The following is a 15,684-nucleotide window of genomic DNA, read 5'->3' as shown; positions in this document are numbered from 1 at the left end:
CGAAGCCCCGATGAACGTCGATCCGGGAAGTTGCACAACCGGCTTCATACTCGTTCGCGCAGTGATTTTTTTCTGAAGCCCCTGCAATAGTTAGGAATAAATTACCGTGGTAGACCATCGACCAAGCCGAACCGATTTTTTCTCGATCAGTCAAGAAAATTATACGCCGGTTGATATGTCATGGGATGTTGTCGGTATGTGAATTGACCGCCGAATCCTGACCTCAGCTTAGTGCTATTCTGTTCCTTGTCTGTAACGCTTACAAGGAACATACACATGACGGTTCATCTCCATCAAACGCGGCTTCCGTCGGACCCCAAGTTCTTGTTCGATCGGGTTGAATGCTACTATCGAGACCGGGTCGGCGAGACCTGGAAGGGTGTGCATCCGCTGAAGGGCATGAGCCCCGGGCGGTCTGCGATCAAGCTGCGCAGCAACGACTACCTGTCCATCGCCTCCGACCGCCGCGTGATCGAGGCGGAAATCCGAGCCTTGCAAGCCGCCGGTCACGGTGACTCGGTATCGCGAACGTTCGTTCATCATGAAACGGACGGTCTCAATGCCTTCGAACAGCGCGTGGCGCGGCTGATGGGGGCGGAAGCCGCGGTTCTCGCGAATTCGGGCTATTGCGCCAATGTCGGCCTGATCCAGTCGATCTGCCGGCCGGAAACGCCCGTGTATCTCGACATCAAGGCGCACTTGTCGCTCTGGGAAGGGGTGAAGAGCGCGGGGGCCACGCCCACGCCGTTCCGCCACAACGATCCTGAGCATCTGGATCGCCTGATCAGAAAGGTCGGCCCCGGCGTCATCGCGATCGATGCTCTCTACAGCATTGATGGCAACATTGCCGTGCTCGATGACATCGTCGAGGTCGCCGAACGGCGCGGCTGCGCGCTGATCGTCGACGAGACGCATTCCTTCGGCACGCACGGACCCGACGGCGCCGGTCTTGTCGCGGCTCGCGGTCTCAGCCACCGCGTTCACTTTCGGACTGTTGGCTTGTCCAAGGCCGTGGCGAGTCGCGGCGGCCTGGTCATATGCTCGCAGCGCAACGCCGAGTTCCTGCGCTACGAATCGCTACCGGTCATCTTCAGCACCCAGGTGCTGGCGCATGAGGTGGCTGGCTATAATGCCGCCCTCGACATTTTTGCCAACGAACCCTCGCGGCAGCGTCTCCTTCACAGCAATCATCGTTACCTCATCCAGGGCCTCGACGACCTGGGTTACAACGTCGATCTGTCGAAGTCCCAGATCATAGCGCTTGAAGCGGGAGAGATCCTCCCGACCGTCAAGCTGCGCGATGCTTTGGAAAAGCGCGATGTCTTCGGTGCGATCTTCCTGCCGCCGGCCACGCCCACGAAGCGCTGCATCATCCGCTTCACGGTGAATTGCAGCCTCACCCAAGGAGAGCTTGATCGCGTATTGGAAGTGTGCGCGGAAATCAGGGATGAAGTGGGGCTGGCATCGTGGCCGTCTACACGGCGTCGGGGCCGTCAGGCTCGCGGGGCCCGTCCTTCCGTCGCACTCGCGGCCTGACCGCAGCGTGACAAGCTGGACGCGGCATATGCCGCGTCCAGTGCTTTTGCTTCGACGATGGGAAGCCTGATTTCGAAGGTGGTGCCTTTGCCGGGCTCAGATAAACAGAAGATGCTGCCGTCGAAACCTTCGACGACGCGGCGGCAGAAGGATAAGCCGATGCCGGTGCCGCCGGTTTCAGCGTGGCCGGTCACGAACGGTACGAAGATATAAGGCAATATCGATGGGTCGAGACCGCGGCCGTTGTCGCTGATCGAAAGCAGATGACCGGCAGGCGTCGTTTTTGTTTCTATGAAGATCTGTCCTTCACCTGTTGACGCGATCTCGCGGAGCGCATTCTTGATGAGGTTGATGATGACGTGGACCATCAGCACCTCGACACCGCGATACGTGAAATTGTCGCAGATGCTGATATTGATCATTTCGCGTTCCCCGGGACGGAACTGAAAGCGGTTGATCGCCTCGTCGATGGTGCTGGCGACGGCGTAGAATTTCATGCGTTCTTGTGAATAGCTTTCATCCTTCAGGTTCGTGAGAAGCATATCGATGACAAGGTTTGCGGCGACGGCGTGTTTATCGATGCGTTGCAGAGCGCCGCTCAGTGCAGCGATCTCGCGATCACTCAGGCTGTCGTCGCAGCCGCGCTCTTTCGCCCATTGATTGACCGCGCTCAGCCGCCCGAGGTGGTCGCTGGTCTTGTTTGCGTCGAGCCGGATGCCGAGAAGTGGCGTGCGCATTTCATGCGCGATGCTGCTCGCAAGAGCGCGTGCCGCTATGAGCTTGTCACGAGAGATGACTCGTTCATTGTGAGAGAGGAAGACCACCGCGCTCAGGATGAAGCCGTAAACAGGCAGGACGAGCAGATATTCGGTGGGGACTTCAGTTCCTCCTGACATTAGCCAGTAGCCGATCAGCCCGATCAGCGCGCCTACAATGGAGACAAAGACACCGTTGGCAAGATCGTAAAGCAAAAACGTGAATACGATTATCGCGGTGTACGACATCAACCAGACGCTGTTGACGCCGTTCAAGAGCAACATCAGCGTGAAGAATGCAGGTCCCGCCAATAATATTGCCCAATAACAATAGGCGAGGTAATATGATATAAAGCGATGCGGCCAATAGCTCCGGAGAGCCATTGGTATGCAAAGCGCCACCCCTGCTGCCCTCAACGGCAAGCTCTCGTAAGGTTGAGGAAAAACATACGTCCACATAAAATAATAAAAAGGGAAGGCAATAGCACCGAGCAACCCGGTGGCGGGCAATTTGTACGCTGCGACAGCATGATGCTCGACATACGCGACACGGAGACGGCGCACAAGGTAGCGCAATTTGACGAGCAATGCCCGCCCCCTCAGGCGTTTAATCATAATATCAGGTCGCACCGCATGAACTTTCACTTGCACGATATAGCGAGCGGAAATTATAAAGACCTATTCCAAGCAGCGCAAAATACATTGCGAGCGCCGTGGCATCAGGATCAGGACCGGACTCATGAGCACCTTGCTGCCGCTCTACCACCCGACGACATGCCTGGTCATCGATGATGATCGGCTCTATCTCGACAGCTTCGACTACAATTATGCCGATGTTACGTTGTGTGCAACCGAGCATCGTCTGGAGCAAGCCATCGAACGCCTCCTGAAGGATGCGGAGCGGACGGGCTTGACGATCGAAGAAGCCAATCGTGCCCCTGTCGACGAAGGGGAGATTGCCGATCCCGTCATTCGCCTGCCCGCGTCGCGCATCGCCGCAATGGCCCGAGATCCCGCACGCTTTTCACGTGTTTCCGTTGTGGTGGTCGATTTTGCCATGCCGAGCATGACAGGCGTCGAACTTCTCCGGAAGATCAAGCACCTGCCGGTCAAGAAGGTGCTGCTTACCGGCAAGACCGGGGATTCGACGGCGGTCGCCGCCTTCAACGAAGGCTTGATCAACTTGTTTTTGGTCAAGCAAGACCCAGACCTGCCCGAGAAGCTGAGGCGTATCATCGGAGAGCTTCAGCATCGCTACTTCAAGGACATCACCGCGCCGCTGGACCCTATCGCAAAGCTTGAGGACACGGCGTTTCTCGACGATCCGGCAATTGCGAACTGGTACCGCAAGTTCGCCGAGCGCATCGGTGCGGTCGAGCATTATCTCCTGCCATCGCCGCCGGGCCTGATGCTGGTCGACGAAACGGGTCAGGTCACCGTCGCGTGGATCAACAGCCGGGATCGGATGCGCGCCCAGCTTGAGATCGCAATCGATGTCGGCGCCCCGAGCGCGCTGGTGAAAGAATTGTGCACCGGCGAAAAGATACTCACTTGCCCGACGCCAACCGGGTTCTATCAAAAAAAGCACGCGTCCGACTGGCAGAAGTACCTTTTGCCATGCGAGGAGATCAGGGGAAATACGTCCTGGAAAGTGGCGATACAGCGGGATCAGGCACCCGGCTTGTCGGCCGTTTCGTTGAGACAGTATCGCCGGTCGCAAACAAGGCGCGCCTGCCAGACTTGATTTCCCGCCAAGGGGGCTCGATCGAGGCCGATTGTGGCGTCGGGCCTTTCGTTGGCGTCACCGCCCGGACCAGTCTTCGATCCGTCGCGATGACGCCGGAATTCGCTACTTCCGCCCGGCAAGTCCGGCCTTGCGGAAGGCATCCGCGAACGCGCCGCCGCCCGCTTCTGGCCGCCCGCCCTTCGGCGCGGCGGTCATCTTCTTCGGCGCGGGGGGGCGCTGCCCGCCGCCCTGCGGGCGCGCGGTCTCGGCGCCGATCGGATCGTCGAGGCGCAGCGTCAGAGAAATGCGCTTCCTCGGCGCATCCACCTCCAGCACCTTCACGCGCACGACGTCGCCCGGCTTCACCACGTCGCGCGGGTCTTTCACGAAGGTCTTCGACAGCGCGGAGACATGCGCCAGCCCGTCCTGATGCACGCCGATGTCGATGAATGCGCCGAACGCGGCCACATTCGTCACCACGCCTTCAAGCACCATTCCGGGCTTCAGGTCGGAGATTTTCTCCACGCCTTCCTGGAAGGTCGCGGTCTTGAAGGCGGGGCGCGGGTCGCGGCCGGGCTTCTCAAGCTCGCGAAGGATGTCGGTCACGGTCGGCAGGCCGAATTTCTCATCCGCGAACTGCTTCGGCTGAAGTCCGCGCAGCACCGGCGCGTTGCCGATGAGCGTCTTGATGTCCACCTTCGCCACCGACACGATCTTGCGCACCACCGGATAGGATTCAGGGTGTACGGACGACGCGTCCAGCGGGTCGTCGCCATTCGGAATGCGCAGGAAGCCCGCCGCCTGCTCGAACGCTTTCGGGCCAAGGCGCGGCACCTCCTGAAGCTCGGCGCGGCGCTTGAACGCGCCCTTCTGATCGCGATAAGCAACGATGTTCTTCGCAAGGCTCTCGCTGATGCCCGACACGCGCGCGAGAAGCGGCACCGACGCCGTGTTGAGATCCACGCCCACGCCGTTCACGCAGTCTTCCACCACAGCGTCGAGCGAGCGCGACAGCTTCGTTTCCGACAGGTCGTGCTGATACTGGCCGACGCCGATGGACTTCGGGTCGATTTTCACGAGTTCGGCAAGGGGGTCCTGCAGGCGGCGCGCGATGGACACGGCGCCGCGAAGCGACACATCGAGGTCGGGCAATTCCGCGCTCGCATAGGCGCTGGCGGAATAGACGGACGCGCCCGCCTCCGACACCATCACCTTGGTGAGCTTCAGTTCGGGCGCGAGCGCCACGAGTTCGCCCGCGAGCTTGTCCGTCTCGCGCGAGGCGGTGCCGTTGCCGATGGCGATCAGGTCGACCTTGTGCTCCTTGCAGAGGCGGCCGAGGATCGCGAGCGACTCCGTCCATTGCCGTTTCGGCTCGTGCGGATAGATCGTGGCCGTCGCGGCAACCTTGCCGGTCGAATCCACGACGGCCACCTTCACGCCCGTGCGAAATCCCGGATCGAGGCCCATTGTGGCGCGCGTTCCGGCGGGCGCGGCGAGAAGCAGGTCGCGCAGATTTCCGGCGAACACCTTCACCGCCTCGTCCTCCGCCGCCTGCCAGAGCCGCATGCGAAGATCCACGGACAGATGGCCCTGAATGCGCGTGCGCCACGCCCAGCGCACCGTGTCGTTAAGCCACTTGTCGGCGGGGCGCCCCTTGTCGGCGATGTTGAAGCGTCGCGCGATGCGCGCCTCGTAGAGCGACGGGCCGGAGGGCGCGGCCTGCGCCGGATCTTCCGGCTCGAAATTCAGTTCGAGGAAGCCTTCCTTCTCGCCGCGGAACATCGCGAGGATGCGATGCGACGGCATCTTGGCGAGCGGCTCGGCCTTGTCGAAGTAATCCGCGAACTTCGCGGCTTCGGGCGTGTCCTTCTTGTCGTCCTTCGCCTTGGCTGCGAGGCGTCCGCGCCCCCACATCTCTTCGCGCAGGCCGCCGATCAGGTCCGCGTCTTCCGCGAAGCGCTCCACGAGGATCGCGCGCGCGCCGTCGAGTGCCGCAGCCACGTCCGCCACGCCTTTCTCGGCGTTGACGAACGTGGCCGCGATGGCGTCCGGCAGCTTCGATGGATCGGTCAGCAGCGCGTCGGCCAAAGGCTCAAGCCCCGCCTCCTTCGCGATCTGGGCCTTGGTGCGTCGCTTCGGCTTGTAAGGCAGGTAGATGTCTTCGAGCCGCGCCTTCGAATCTGCCGCCATGATCTGCGCTTCGAGCGCATCGTCGAGCTTGCCCTGCTCCCGGACGCTGTCGAGGATGGCCTTGCGGCGGTCTTCCATCTCGCGCAGATAGCGCAGCCGTTCTTCCAGCGTGCGGAGTTGCGCGTCGTCGAGCATGCCGGTCGCTTCCTTGCGGTAGCGCGCGATGAACGGCACCGTCGAGCCGCCGTCGAGGAGATCGACCGCCGCCTGCACCTGCGCCGGGCGCACGCCAAGTTCTTCCGCAATCCGCTGTTCGATGGACTTCATGTGTCTCGCTCTTCCGCTGATGGGGGCCGGCGCGGGAAGGGGCCGGCGCGAATCGCCCGATCATACAGAACGCGGCGCGTCCGGTTCAAATGACGAGATCGCAATGGCGGCGATCCGGGTTCGCGCCTCACCCGAAGGGATGTTGCGGCATTGCATCATGATGACTGATTCAATCGCAAGGCGTTTTGTCGACCTTGCGTAAGGCTGACTTATTTCGCAAGGTCGTCTCTGGGTTGGATTGGGACGTTTCGAGTCGACATCCATATTCTCGAGTTTTTTCAGGGAGGGGCATCCCAATGATTTACAAAAGTGGTTTCACCGCATTGGTAGCTGGCGTCAGCATGGCCGCTTTGTTAAGCGGTGCCGCGCTTGCGGATGGCGTAAAGGTGGATGGCGTTAACGTGCCGTCGTGGTCGGTTGGTACCGTCGGAACGAACTCGAATGAAGAGCTTTATGTGCTCTCCGGTGGTGGTACCGATAAGGTTACCGGCCTGACCTTCAGCAGCGGAAGCGGCGGCAATGTCGAGACAACCTCAATCAAAGGCAGTGGCATCGCAACCACCGGCACCTTGAAGGTTGGCGATGTTGCAACTTTTGACGGCGGCACTCAGACGACAGGGCTCGCGAACGTCAACGGCGTGTCGAACACGAACGGCTTTGACAACGTGAACGGCATTGCGAATGTGAACGGCCTTTCGAACGTCAACGGCGTTTCGAACACCAACGGCCTCAGCAACGTGAACGGCGTCGCCAACGTGAACGGTCTGTCGAACGTGAACGGCGTCTCGAACACGAACGGCTTTGACAATGTGAACGGCATTGCGAATGTGAACGGCCTTTCGAACGTCAACGGCGTTTCGAACACCAACGGCCTCAGCAACGTGAACGGCGTCGCCAACGTGAACGGTCTGTCGAACGTGAACGGCGTGTCGAACACGAACGGCTTTGACAATGTGAACGGCGTTGCGAATGTGAACGGCCTGTCGAACGTCAACGGCGTTTCGAACACCAACGGCTTTGACAACGTGAACGGCATTGCGAATGTGAACGGCCTTTCGAACGTCAACGGCGTTTCGAACACCAACGGCCTCAGCAACGTGAACGGCGTCGCCAACGTGAACGGTCTGTCGAACGTGAACGGCGTGTCGAACACGAACGGCTTTGACAATGTGAACGGCATTGCGAATGTGAACGGCCTTTCGAACGTCAACGGCGTTTCGAACACCAACGGCCTCAGCAACGTGAACGGCGTCGCCAACGTGAACGGTCTGTCGAACGTGAACGGCGTGTCGAACACGAACGGCTTTGACAATGTGAACGGCGTTGCGAATGTGAATGGCCTGTCGAACGTCAACGGCGTTTCGAACACGAACGGCTTTGACAACGTGAACGGCGTTGCGAATGTGAACGGCCTGTCGAACGTCAACGGCGTTTCGAACACCAACGGTTGGTCGAATGTGAATGGTGTTTCCAGCGTTAACGGACTTCTGACGGTGAACGGCGCCTCGAACACCAACGGTTTCGTGAACGTGAACGGCGTCTCGAACACTAATGGCATCGATAACGTCAACGGCTTTGCGAACGTCAACGGCGTGTCAAACGTGAACGGCGTCTCTAACGTCAACGGGTTTTCCAACGTCAATGGCCAATTGAATGTGAATGGCAAGTTCACGGCCACGAACGGAACCTACGTTGACCTCGGCGACAACATCGTCCATGGCGTCGCGGGGCCGGTCGTCGGCACCGACGCTGCCAACAAGGCCTACGTCGATTACAACGACGCGGTCCTGAACAACCGCATCAAGGACGTGCGCGACGGCGTTGCCATCGCGCTGGCGATCCAGACGCCCGATCTCATCGCCGGTGAAAAGTTCGGCGTGTCCGTGAACTGGGGCAATTTCGAGGGCGCGAATGCGTTCGGCGTCGGCCTGCAGGGCGTGCTCGGCAACAACCTTCTCGGCGCGGGCGAGCGCGTTTCGCTGACCGGCGGCGTGGGCGTCAGCACCGAGCGCAGCAATGTCGGCGGTCGCGCGGGCGTGCAATTCACCTGGTAGGTTGATTTCAAAGATCGAAAGCCGTTTAAGGTTGCCGCGCGTTGCGGCAACCTTTTTATGTTTGTGAGGGAACTCATGCGAGTGAGCCTGTTTCGTCTCTGCCTGAGCCTTGCGTGCCTCACAGGTTTTGTCGCGGCCGCATCGGCGCAGACCAAGGCCCCCGCGCCCGCCGCAAAGCCGCCCGTAAAGGCCGAGCAGCCCAAGATGACGATCGATACGCTCGAAGTGGTCATCCTCATCAAGTCGACCATCGCGGCGCTTCAACACGCGAACCAGACAGGCAATTATTCCGTGCTTCGCGACCTCGGTTCGCCGGTATTCCGCGAGCGCTTCGATCAGGCCCAGCTCACGGCGATCTTCTCCAACCTGCGGAACCGCGGCGTAAACCTCAGCGCCGCGCTCGTTCTCACTCCTAATCTGTCCAGGAACCCCGAACTCACGCCGCAGAACCAGCTTCGCCTCGTCGGCGATTTCCCGACCAAGCCGCTTCAGATCCAATACGACCTCCTGTTCCTGAAAATAGGCAACGTCTGGCGCATTGAAGGGATCATCGTGGATGCTGTGGCTCCGTCAGCCGCCGTGGTCGAGAACCCGCAAGCCTCCAATTCGAAAGCGGCCGAACCGGCCAAGCCGGCAAGCTCCGCCGGGAAAGCGCCTCCGACCCGTCCAGCCAATTGATCGTTCGCGGTTTCCCCGGTCGTATTGCTGACGACCGTGAAAAAGGGTAAACAAATGGTTGCAACCGGAGGGCAGCGGATGGACGGGCAACTGGAGGCGGATCGCATGGCGACGAAGGCTCCGCCCGTTCAGATCGAGACCGAAACGGGCATCGACACCGTGCCGGGGCAGGCCATCCCGTCGGTGGTGGCCGAAAAGTTCATCTCCGTGGAACGCCGCGACGTCATCAAACGCGCGCTCGACAAGCTGTTCGACACGGGCCAGCGCGTGCTTGCCGGTGACGTTTTCCAGCATATCTGCGCGCTGAGGCAGGTCGAATCGGCGCGGTCGCTCGACACGCTCGTCGAACTCTACGACCCATTCAATCCCGACGATGAAACCGTCAATACCAGCGAGCCGAGTCCGGAGGCCATCAGGCAGCAACTGGACAAGCTCAGGAAGAAGATCGTCGAGACGGCGACGGCGGCCAATTACATTCAGATCGATCAGGACGAACTGGAAGCCATTCTCGGCAAGGAATATCATCAGGGCTTCGCCGCTGAAGTCGACCTGAAGGAATTCGACTTTCATCTCCTCTTTTATCGTGGCGATGTCCGGGTCAAGGTCAAGGCAACCTCGTGGAAGACGGCGTGGCTCGTCGAGCGCGAGGTCGAAGTGGAGGCCTACCGGCGTCTGTTCATCGGCTTGAAGCTGAAACCGGAGGAGACGCGCATCGCAGAGATCATGCGTGTCGATAAAGTCTCTCGCCGGAAGGCCGAAAAGCGCGTCCGGAAGATCCGTAACCAGAAGATGCTGCAAGGCGTTTCGGACAAGACGCTGCACCTCAAGGTTTTCCGGCTCATCCCCAAAAGCGACATCGAAATCCTGTTTCCTAACGCGAAGATCAAGTTCAATCTTCTGGACAAGCTGTGGCTCTGGGTCGGCTCCGGCGGCAGCACGCTCTTCGCAATCACGATGGCCGTGCTCAAATTCCTGGCAGCGGTCGCGATCAGCGTCTTCTTCGTCATCTTCACCATTGCAGGCGCCGTGGGTGCGATCATCCGCAGCTTTACGAGCTTCCTCAACACGCGCACGCGATACATGGCGAAGCTCGCGCAGAGCCTTTACTTCCACAACATCGCCAGCAATCAGAGCGTTCTTGCCGCGCTGAACGACGACGCGGAAGAAGAGGACATCAAGGAGGCCGTCCTGACCTACGCCCTTCTCCTGCGCTACGGTCAGCTCGGCCTTGAGGCCACGAAGGCCGAGGCGGAAAGGTTTCTGAAGACCGAGTTCTCCCTTAATTGCGACTTCGACATCGAAGACGGCTGCCGCCATTTGCGCAAGCTCGGGCTGCTGGTGGCCGACGACTCGGGAGCGCCGCGCATCCGCGATCTGGAAGACGCGCGCGAGCATCTTGAAACCCTCTGGCGGGCCGTCCCCACATCGGCTTAGATCAGCCTGCATCAAATGCGTCGTGCACCCACGTCCTGTTTGCGGCTCGATGCTGTTGGCGGGCGCGGAAGGTAGAGACGCTTGAAAGCGTCGGCGAATGGTGCTCCCCGTTTCTGAAGGACGCGGCAGGCCGCCAACCATCCGAACAGGTTTCCCATGCGATTGACCCACAAGACAGTGTTGAATTTCGTCTCCGAGAGCGAGGCCGTTGCCGCAAGCGAAATCCTCGGCGAACTGCCCGCCTTCGAGGAAACGCCCGTCGTTGCGCTTGAGAGCGAGGACGGGAAGCGCTGGTCGGTCGAAATCTATGACGACGGCGCGCTGGGCGATGCGGCGACGGCGGCGCTCGCGGAGGCGGGCATCGAACCGCCCGCAGCCTCGGTCGAAGCCATCCCCGACGCCGACTGGGTGAGCGAGACGCAGCGCGCGCTGCCGCCCGTTCACGCGGGCCGATTCATCGTCCACGGCAGCCACGACCGCGCGCGCATCGCCTCACAATGGGCCATCGAGATCGACGCGGGCCGCGCCTTCGGGACAGCCCATCACGGCACCACGAAAGGCTGTCTGCTCGCGCTGGAGCGGCTTTCGCCCCTTGGCGTGCATCGCGTGCTCGACCTCGGCACCGGCTCGGGCGTGCTCGCCATCGGCGTGGCGAAGGCGCTGGCGCATGTGCCGCATGTCGTGGCCGTGGATGTCGATCCGATCGCGGTGGAAGTCGCGCGCGAAAACGTGCGCATCAATGGCGCGGGCGCCGATATCGCGCTGTTCACCGGCGATGGCTACGAGCCGCGCGACGCCTATGCCCTGGCGCCGTTCGACGTCGTCGTCGCGAACATTCTCGCGAAGCCGCTGTTGAAGCTCGCGCCGCGCATCCGCGAACTGACCCGCATCGGCGGTGCGGTGATCCTGTCAGGGCTGCTCTCGGGGCAGGCCCGCGAGATCGTGGCGCGCTATCGCGCCACGGGCTTCGTGCTCGTGCGCCGCCGCGACCTCGAAGGCTGGGCGACGCTCACGCTGCGGCGGGTGGGTTAGAACGCCCGGTTGGCAAAGCGGCTTGGCGCATGTCTTCAACTTTCGTATAATGCGACTTCGCCGCCCATTCCCCAATAATGGCCACCCACCAAGGTCAGGGTCATCCACATGCCGCACACCCACGAAAGCCGCCTCGCCGCGCTGCGCGCAGGTCTCGTCGCCGAGAAGCTCAGCGGGTTCATCGTCCCGAAAGGCGACGAGTTCCAGAACGAGGCCGTGCCCGCGTGTTGGGATCGCCTCGCCTGGCTAACGGGCTTCACCGGCTCGGCCGGAACGGCGGTGGTGCTCGCCGACAGGGCCGCGCTGATCGTCGACAGCCGCTATACGCTTCAGGCGAAGGCGCAGGTGGATACGGCGCTTTACGCGGTCGAGCTTTTCCCGAAGACGACGCCTGCGAAGTGGCTCGGCGAGCATGCGGGCGAGGGCGCCGTGATCGGGTACGATCCGTCGCTGTTCACGCAGGCGAGCTTCAAGCCGCTGAAGGCCGAGGCCGAAAAGGCCGGTTTCGAGCTTCGCGCCATCAAGACAAACCCCATCGATGCGCTGTGGGAGGATCGCCCCGCGCCGTCCTTCGCACCCATCGTTTTCCACGACGAGGCGTTCGCGGGCGAAAGCGCGGCGTCGAAGCTTGAGCGCGTGCAAAAGGAAATCGCCGCGCGGAAGGCGACGGGGCTCATCGTGAGCGCGCCGGACGCGGTGGCATGGCTGTTCAACATTCGCGGCGGCGATGTCTCCCATACGCCGGTTGCGCTTGTTCGCGCCTATGTGCCGCTTCAAGGCAAGCCGACACTGTTCGTCTCGCCGGGTCACGTGACGGATGAGAACCGGACGGCCCTCGAAGCGCTGGCCGCGTTGCATCCGCTCGGCGACCTCTGGAAGCTCCTTCCGCGCCTCGTGGGAGCGGCGGCTAAGGTCATCGCCGATCCCGCCCACACGACGCTTCACGTGGGCGACATTCTGAAAGTAGCGGGCGCGAAGGCCATTGAGGGCGACGACCCAACCATCCGCTTCAAGGCAGCCAAAAACGCAACCGAGCTGGAAGGCGCGCGCGCGGCGCATCTGCGCGACGGTGTGGCGGTCGCGCGCTTCCTCGCATGGCTCGATGCGCACGCGCCGCAAGGCTCGGTCGATGAACGCGCCGCATCGGACAGGCTCGAAGCGTTTCGCCGCGACACGGGCAAGCTCGTAGACCTCAGCTTCGACACGATTTCCGGCGCGGGGGCGAACGGCGCCATCGTGCATTATCGCGCCACGCCCGAGACGAACAAGCCGCTTCTGCCGGGCACGCTTTATCTGACCGATTCCGGCGCCCAGTATCGCGACGGCACGACCGACATCACGCGCACCGTGGCCATCGGCGAGCCGAGCGCGGACGCGCGCCGCCATTACACGCTCGTGCTGAAGGGCCATATCGGTATCGCGGCGGCGCGCTTCCCGGCGAAAACCACGGGCGCGGGCATCGACAGTTTCGCACGGCGCGCGCTTTGGGATGCGGGGCTGGACTATGGCCACGGCACCGGCCACGGGGTCGGCAGCTTCCTTTCGGTGCACGAAGGCCCGGCGAATATCTCGCCGCGCGGAACTGTGGCGCTTGAGCCGGGGATGATCCTGTCGAACGAGCCGGGCTATTACCGCGAGGGGCATTACGGCATCCGGCTGGAAAATCTCGTGGCTGTGACGCAGCCGCAGGGGATCGACGGCGGCGAAACGGAAATGCAAGGTTTCGAGACGCTGACGCTCGCGCCGTTCGACCGGCGGCTTATCGATGCGGCGTTGCTGTCGCCCGCCGAGCGCGAATGGCTCAATGCGTATCACGCCCGCGTGCGCCAAGCGCTTTCCCCGCATCTCGATGACGCGGATCGCGCATGGCTCGACGCGGCGACAGCCGAGGTTTAGCGGTCTTTACTCCGCCCAGTTCGGCTTGCGCTTTTCGATGAAGGCGGCGAGCCCTTCCGCGCCTTCCGGGCCGCGCGCCGCCTTCGCGAAAACGGTGGCCGCATGGTTCACGAGCGCGCCCGCGTCCTCGAACCGCGCGCGCCGCAGGAGCGCTTTGGTCTCGGCCACCGCGCCCGGCGCGCAGGCGAGGATCTGACGAAGCGTTTCGGCGAGTGCCGCGTCAAGGTCCGCACCCGTGTCGCAGGCGCGATGCACGAGTCCGATGCGATACGCCTCATCGGCGCCGAAGCGCGCGCCTGTCACCGCCAGCCGCTTCGCTTGCCCATAACCGAGCCGCTCCACGAGAAACGGGGCGATCTGCGCGGGGATCACGCCGAGCGACGTTTCCGGCAATCGGAAATCCACGTCGCGCGAGGCAAGCGCCACATCCGCCGTGCAGGCGAGGCCGAAGCCGCCGCCCATGACGCTGCCTTCCAGCACCGCCACGACGGCCAAAGGCGAGCGGGCATAGGCGGCGCATACATGACCGAACGCGGCGTTCGAGGCCGCCACCGGGTCCGTTTCGCCGACGGGAGCCATGCGCGCCGCCGCCATGTCGCGGAGATCGGCGCCCGCGCAGAAATGGCCGCCCGAGCCGCGCAGCACGACCACGCGCGCGCCTGTCGCTTCCGCGTCCGCGAGCGCGGCGAGCAATTCGGCGAGCATAACCTGCGACATGGCGTTGCGAACTTCCGGGCGGTTGAGCCGGATCGTGAGCACGCCGCCTTTGCGGTCGATTGCGAGCGTCGTCGGAGCGTCGGCCATCCTCAGTCCTTCTTCCCGCTTGGCAGCGTGCCTTCGAGCTTGCAGATGATGCCGAGCATCACCTCGTCCGCGCCTCCGCCGATGGATACAAGCCGACCGTCGCGCATCGCGCGGCTCAGCGGATTGTCCCAGGTGAAGCCCATGCCGCCCCAGTACTGCAGGCACGCATCCGTCACCTCGCGAATGAGCCGCCCGCATTTCAGCTTCGCCATCGAGGCGAGCTTCGTCACGTCGCGGCCGGAGACATATTCCTCCACCGCGCGCCACGTCAGCGAGCGCAGCGCTTCCACCTCCGTTCGCAGTTCCGCGAGCCGGAAATGCACCACCTGATTGTCGAGTATGGACTTGCCGAAAGCCTTGCGCTGGCGCGTGTAGTCGATGGTGGCGTCGATGAGCCGGTCGAGCATCGTGAGCGAGTTCGCCGCGCCCCAGAGCCGTTCCTCCTGGAATTGCAGCATCTGGAAGGTGAAGCCCATGCCTTCCGCGCCGATGACGTTCGTTTGCGGCACGCGCACATCGTCGAAGAAAAGCTGCGCCGTGTCGGACGAGAACATGCCGAGCTTGCGGATCTTCTGCCGCGCGATGCCCTTTGCGTCCATCGGCACGACGATGAGCGACTTGTTGCGATGCGGCTTGTCGTCGGAGGTGTTCGCGAGCAGACAGCACCAGTCGGCTTTCATGCCGTTGGTGATCCACATCTTCGAGCCGTTGATGACGTAGTCGCTGCCGTCTTTCCGCGCCGTCGTCTTGATCGACGCGACATCCGAACCCGCGCCCGGTTCCGACACGCCGAGGCAGGACACCATCTCGCCCGCGATACTTGGCGCAAGCCATGCGCGCTTCAACTCGTCGCTGCCGAAGCGATGCAGTGCCGGCGTCGCCATGTCGGAATGCACGCCGATGGCCATTGGCACGCCGCCGCAATCGCAGGTGCCGAGCGCTTCAGCGACCGTCGCCGAATAGGAGAAGTCGAGCCCGAGGCCGCCATAGGCTTCGTCGTATTTCGTTCCGAGAACCCCGAGCGCGCCAAGTTTTCGGAAGAGTTCGTGCGAGGGGAACTCCTCCGCGCGCTCCCATTCATCCACGAACGGGTTGATCTCGTTCTTTACGAAGCGCTCCACCTGGTCGCGCAACTGCTCATGCTGCGGCGTCAGAAGCATCGCGGTTTCCCCCTTTTTATTCTCACGGTGGCGAGCACCTTTTCCTCAGGATGACACGGTCCTTCAAAAAAAGGAATCGCACTTGAGATGGGCAGTGCGCGGTGTCGTGGCAGGCAACGGCCCTCCATCTTTCGTTCATCGCTGCCATGATC

Annotated in this window: 11 protein-coding genes; 7 read left to right on the top strand and 4 right to left on the bottom strand. The window is 62.2% G+C overall.

From position 1 onward, the window contains the following. The first annotated feature begins 276 nt into the window (after positions 1-276). The gene (gene cqsA / locus EK416_RS14960; protein WP_127078865.1) at positions 277-1,536 is read left to right on the top strand and encodes an alpha-hydroxyketone-type quorum-sensing autoinducer synthase; all 1,260 of its coding nucleotides are present in this window, start codon (positions 277-279) and stop codon (positions 1,534-1,536) included. Here cqsA and EK416_RS14955 read toward each other — a convergent pair. Then, on the bottom strand, positions 1,494-2,906 hold the full coding sequence (locus EK416_RS14955) for a sensor histidine kinase (protein ID WP_164730048.1): 1,413 nt from the start codon (positions 2,904-2,906) through the stop codon (positions 1,494-1,496). The genes cqsA and EK416_RS14955 overlap by 43 nt on opposite strands. Before the next feature lie 133 nt (positions 2,907-3,039). Here EK416_RS14955 and EK416_RS14950 point away from each other — a divergent pair, with 133 nt between their 5' ends. Then, the gene (locus EK416_RS14950; RefSeq protein WP_164730047.1) at positions 3,040-4,035 is read left to right on the top strand and encodes a response regulator; all 996 of its coding nucleotides are present in this window, start codon (positions 3,040-3,042) and stop codon (positions 4,033-4,035) included. Between the two features lie 105 nt (positions 4,036-4,140). On the opposite strand, the gene EK416_RS14945 is transcribed toward EK416_RS14950, so the two are convergent. Next, positions 4,141-6,474, bottom strand: coding sequence for a Tex family protein (locus EK416_RS14945; RefSeq protein ID WP_127078859.1), 2,334 nt, complete (start codon positions 6,472-6,474; stop codon positions 4,141-4,143). Between the two features lie 296 nt (positions 6,475-6,770). Between EK416_RS14945 and EK416_RS14940 the strand changes: the two genes are divergently transcribed. From EK416_RS14940 to EK416_RS14920, 5 genes are all read left to right on the top strand, one after another. Then, positions 6,771-8,528, top strand: coding sequence for a beta strand repeat-containing protein (locus tag EK416_RS14940; RefSeq protein WP_127078857.1), 1,758 nt, complete (start codon positions 6,771-6,773; stop codon positions 8,526-8,528). Positions 8,529-8,603: 75 nt separating this feature from the next. Next, a complete protein-coding gene (locus tag EK416_RS14935) occupies positions 8,604-9,206 on the top strand; it encodes a hypothetical protein (RefSeq protein ID WP_127078855.1) in 603 nt (200 codons plus the stop codon). 78 nt (positions 9,207-9,284) lie between these two features. Continuing rightward, on the top strand, positions 9,285-10,640 hold the full coding sequence (locus EK416_RS14930; RefSeq protein ID WP_164730046.1) for a TMEM143 family protein: 1,356 nt from the start codon (positions 9,285-9,287) through the stop codon (positions 10,638-10,640). 156 nt (positions 10,641-10,796) lie between these two features. Then, positions 10,797-11,672, top strand: coding sequence for a 50S ribosomal protein L11 methyltransferase (locus tag EK416_RS14925; RefSeq protein WP_127078851.1), 876 nt, complete (start codon positions 10,797-10,799; stop codon positions 11,670-11,672). Between the two features lie 108 nt (positions 11,673-11,780). Next, a complete protein-coding gene (locus EK416_RS14920) occupies positions 11,781-13,568 on the top strand; it encodes an aminopeptidase P family protein (RefSeq protein ID WP_127078849.1) in 1,788 nt (595 codons plus the stop codon). 6 nt (positions 13,569-13,574) lie between these two features. Here EK416_RS14920 and EK416_RS14915 read toward each other — a convergent pair whose 3' ends face one another. Both EK416_RS14915 and EK416_RS14910 read right to left on the bottom strand, forming a co-directional pair. Beyond that, positions 13,575-14,372: an enoyl-CoA hydratase/isomerase family protein gene (locus EK416_RS14915; RefSeq protein WP_127078847.1), complete on the bottom strand. Its 798-nt coding sequence runs from the start codon at positions 14,370-14,372 to the stop codon at positions 13,575-13,577. Positions 14,373-14,374: 2 nt separating this feature from the next. After that, complete coding sequence (locus EK416_RS14910) at positions 14,375-15,532, bottom strand: acyl-CoA dehydrogenase family protein (protein ID WP_127078845.1); 1,158 nt, start codon at positions 15,530-15,532, stop codon at positions 14,375-14,377. Positions 15,533-15,684 lie beyond the last annotated feature (152 nt).

The organism is Rhodomicrobium lacus, from assembly GCF_003992725.1.
GTDB lineage: Bacteria > Pseudomonadota > Alphaproteobacteria > Rhizobiales > Rhodomicrobiaceae > Rhodomicrobium > Rhodomicrobium lacus.
The sequence above is the reverse complement of the archived record's forward strand: the minus strand, read 5'-3'. Positions and strand labels throughout refer to the sequence as shown.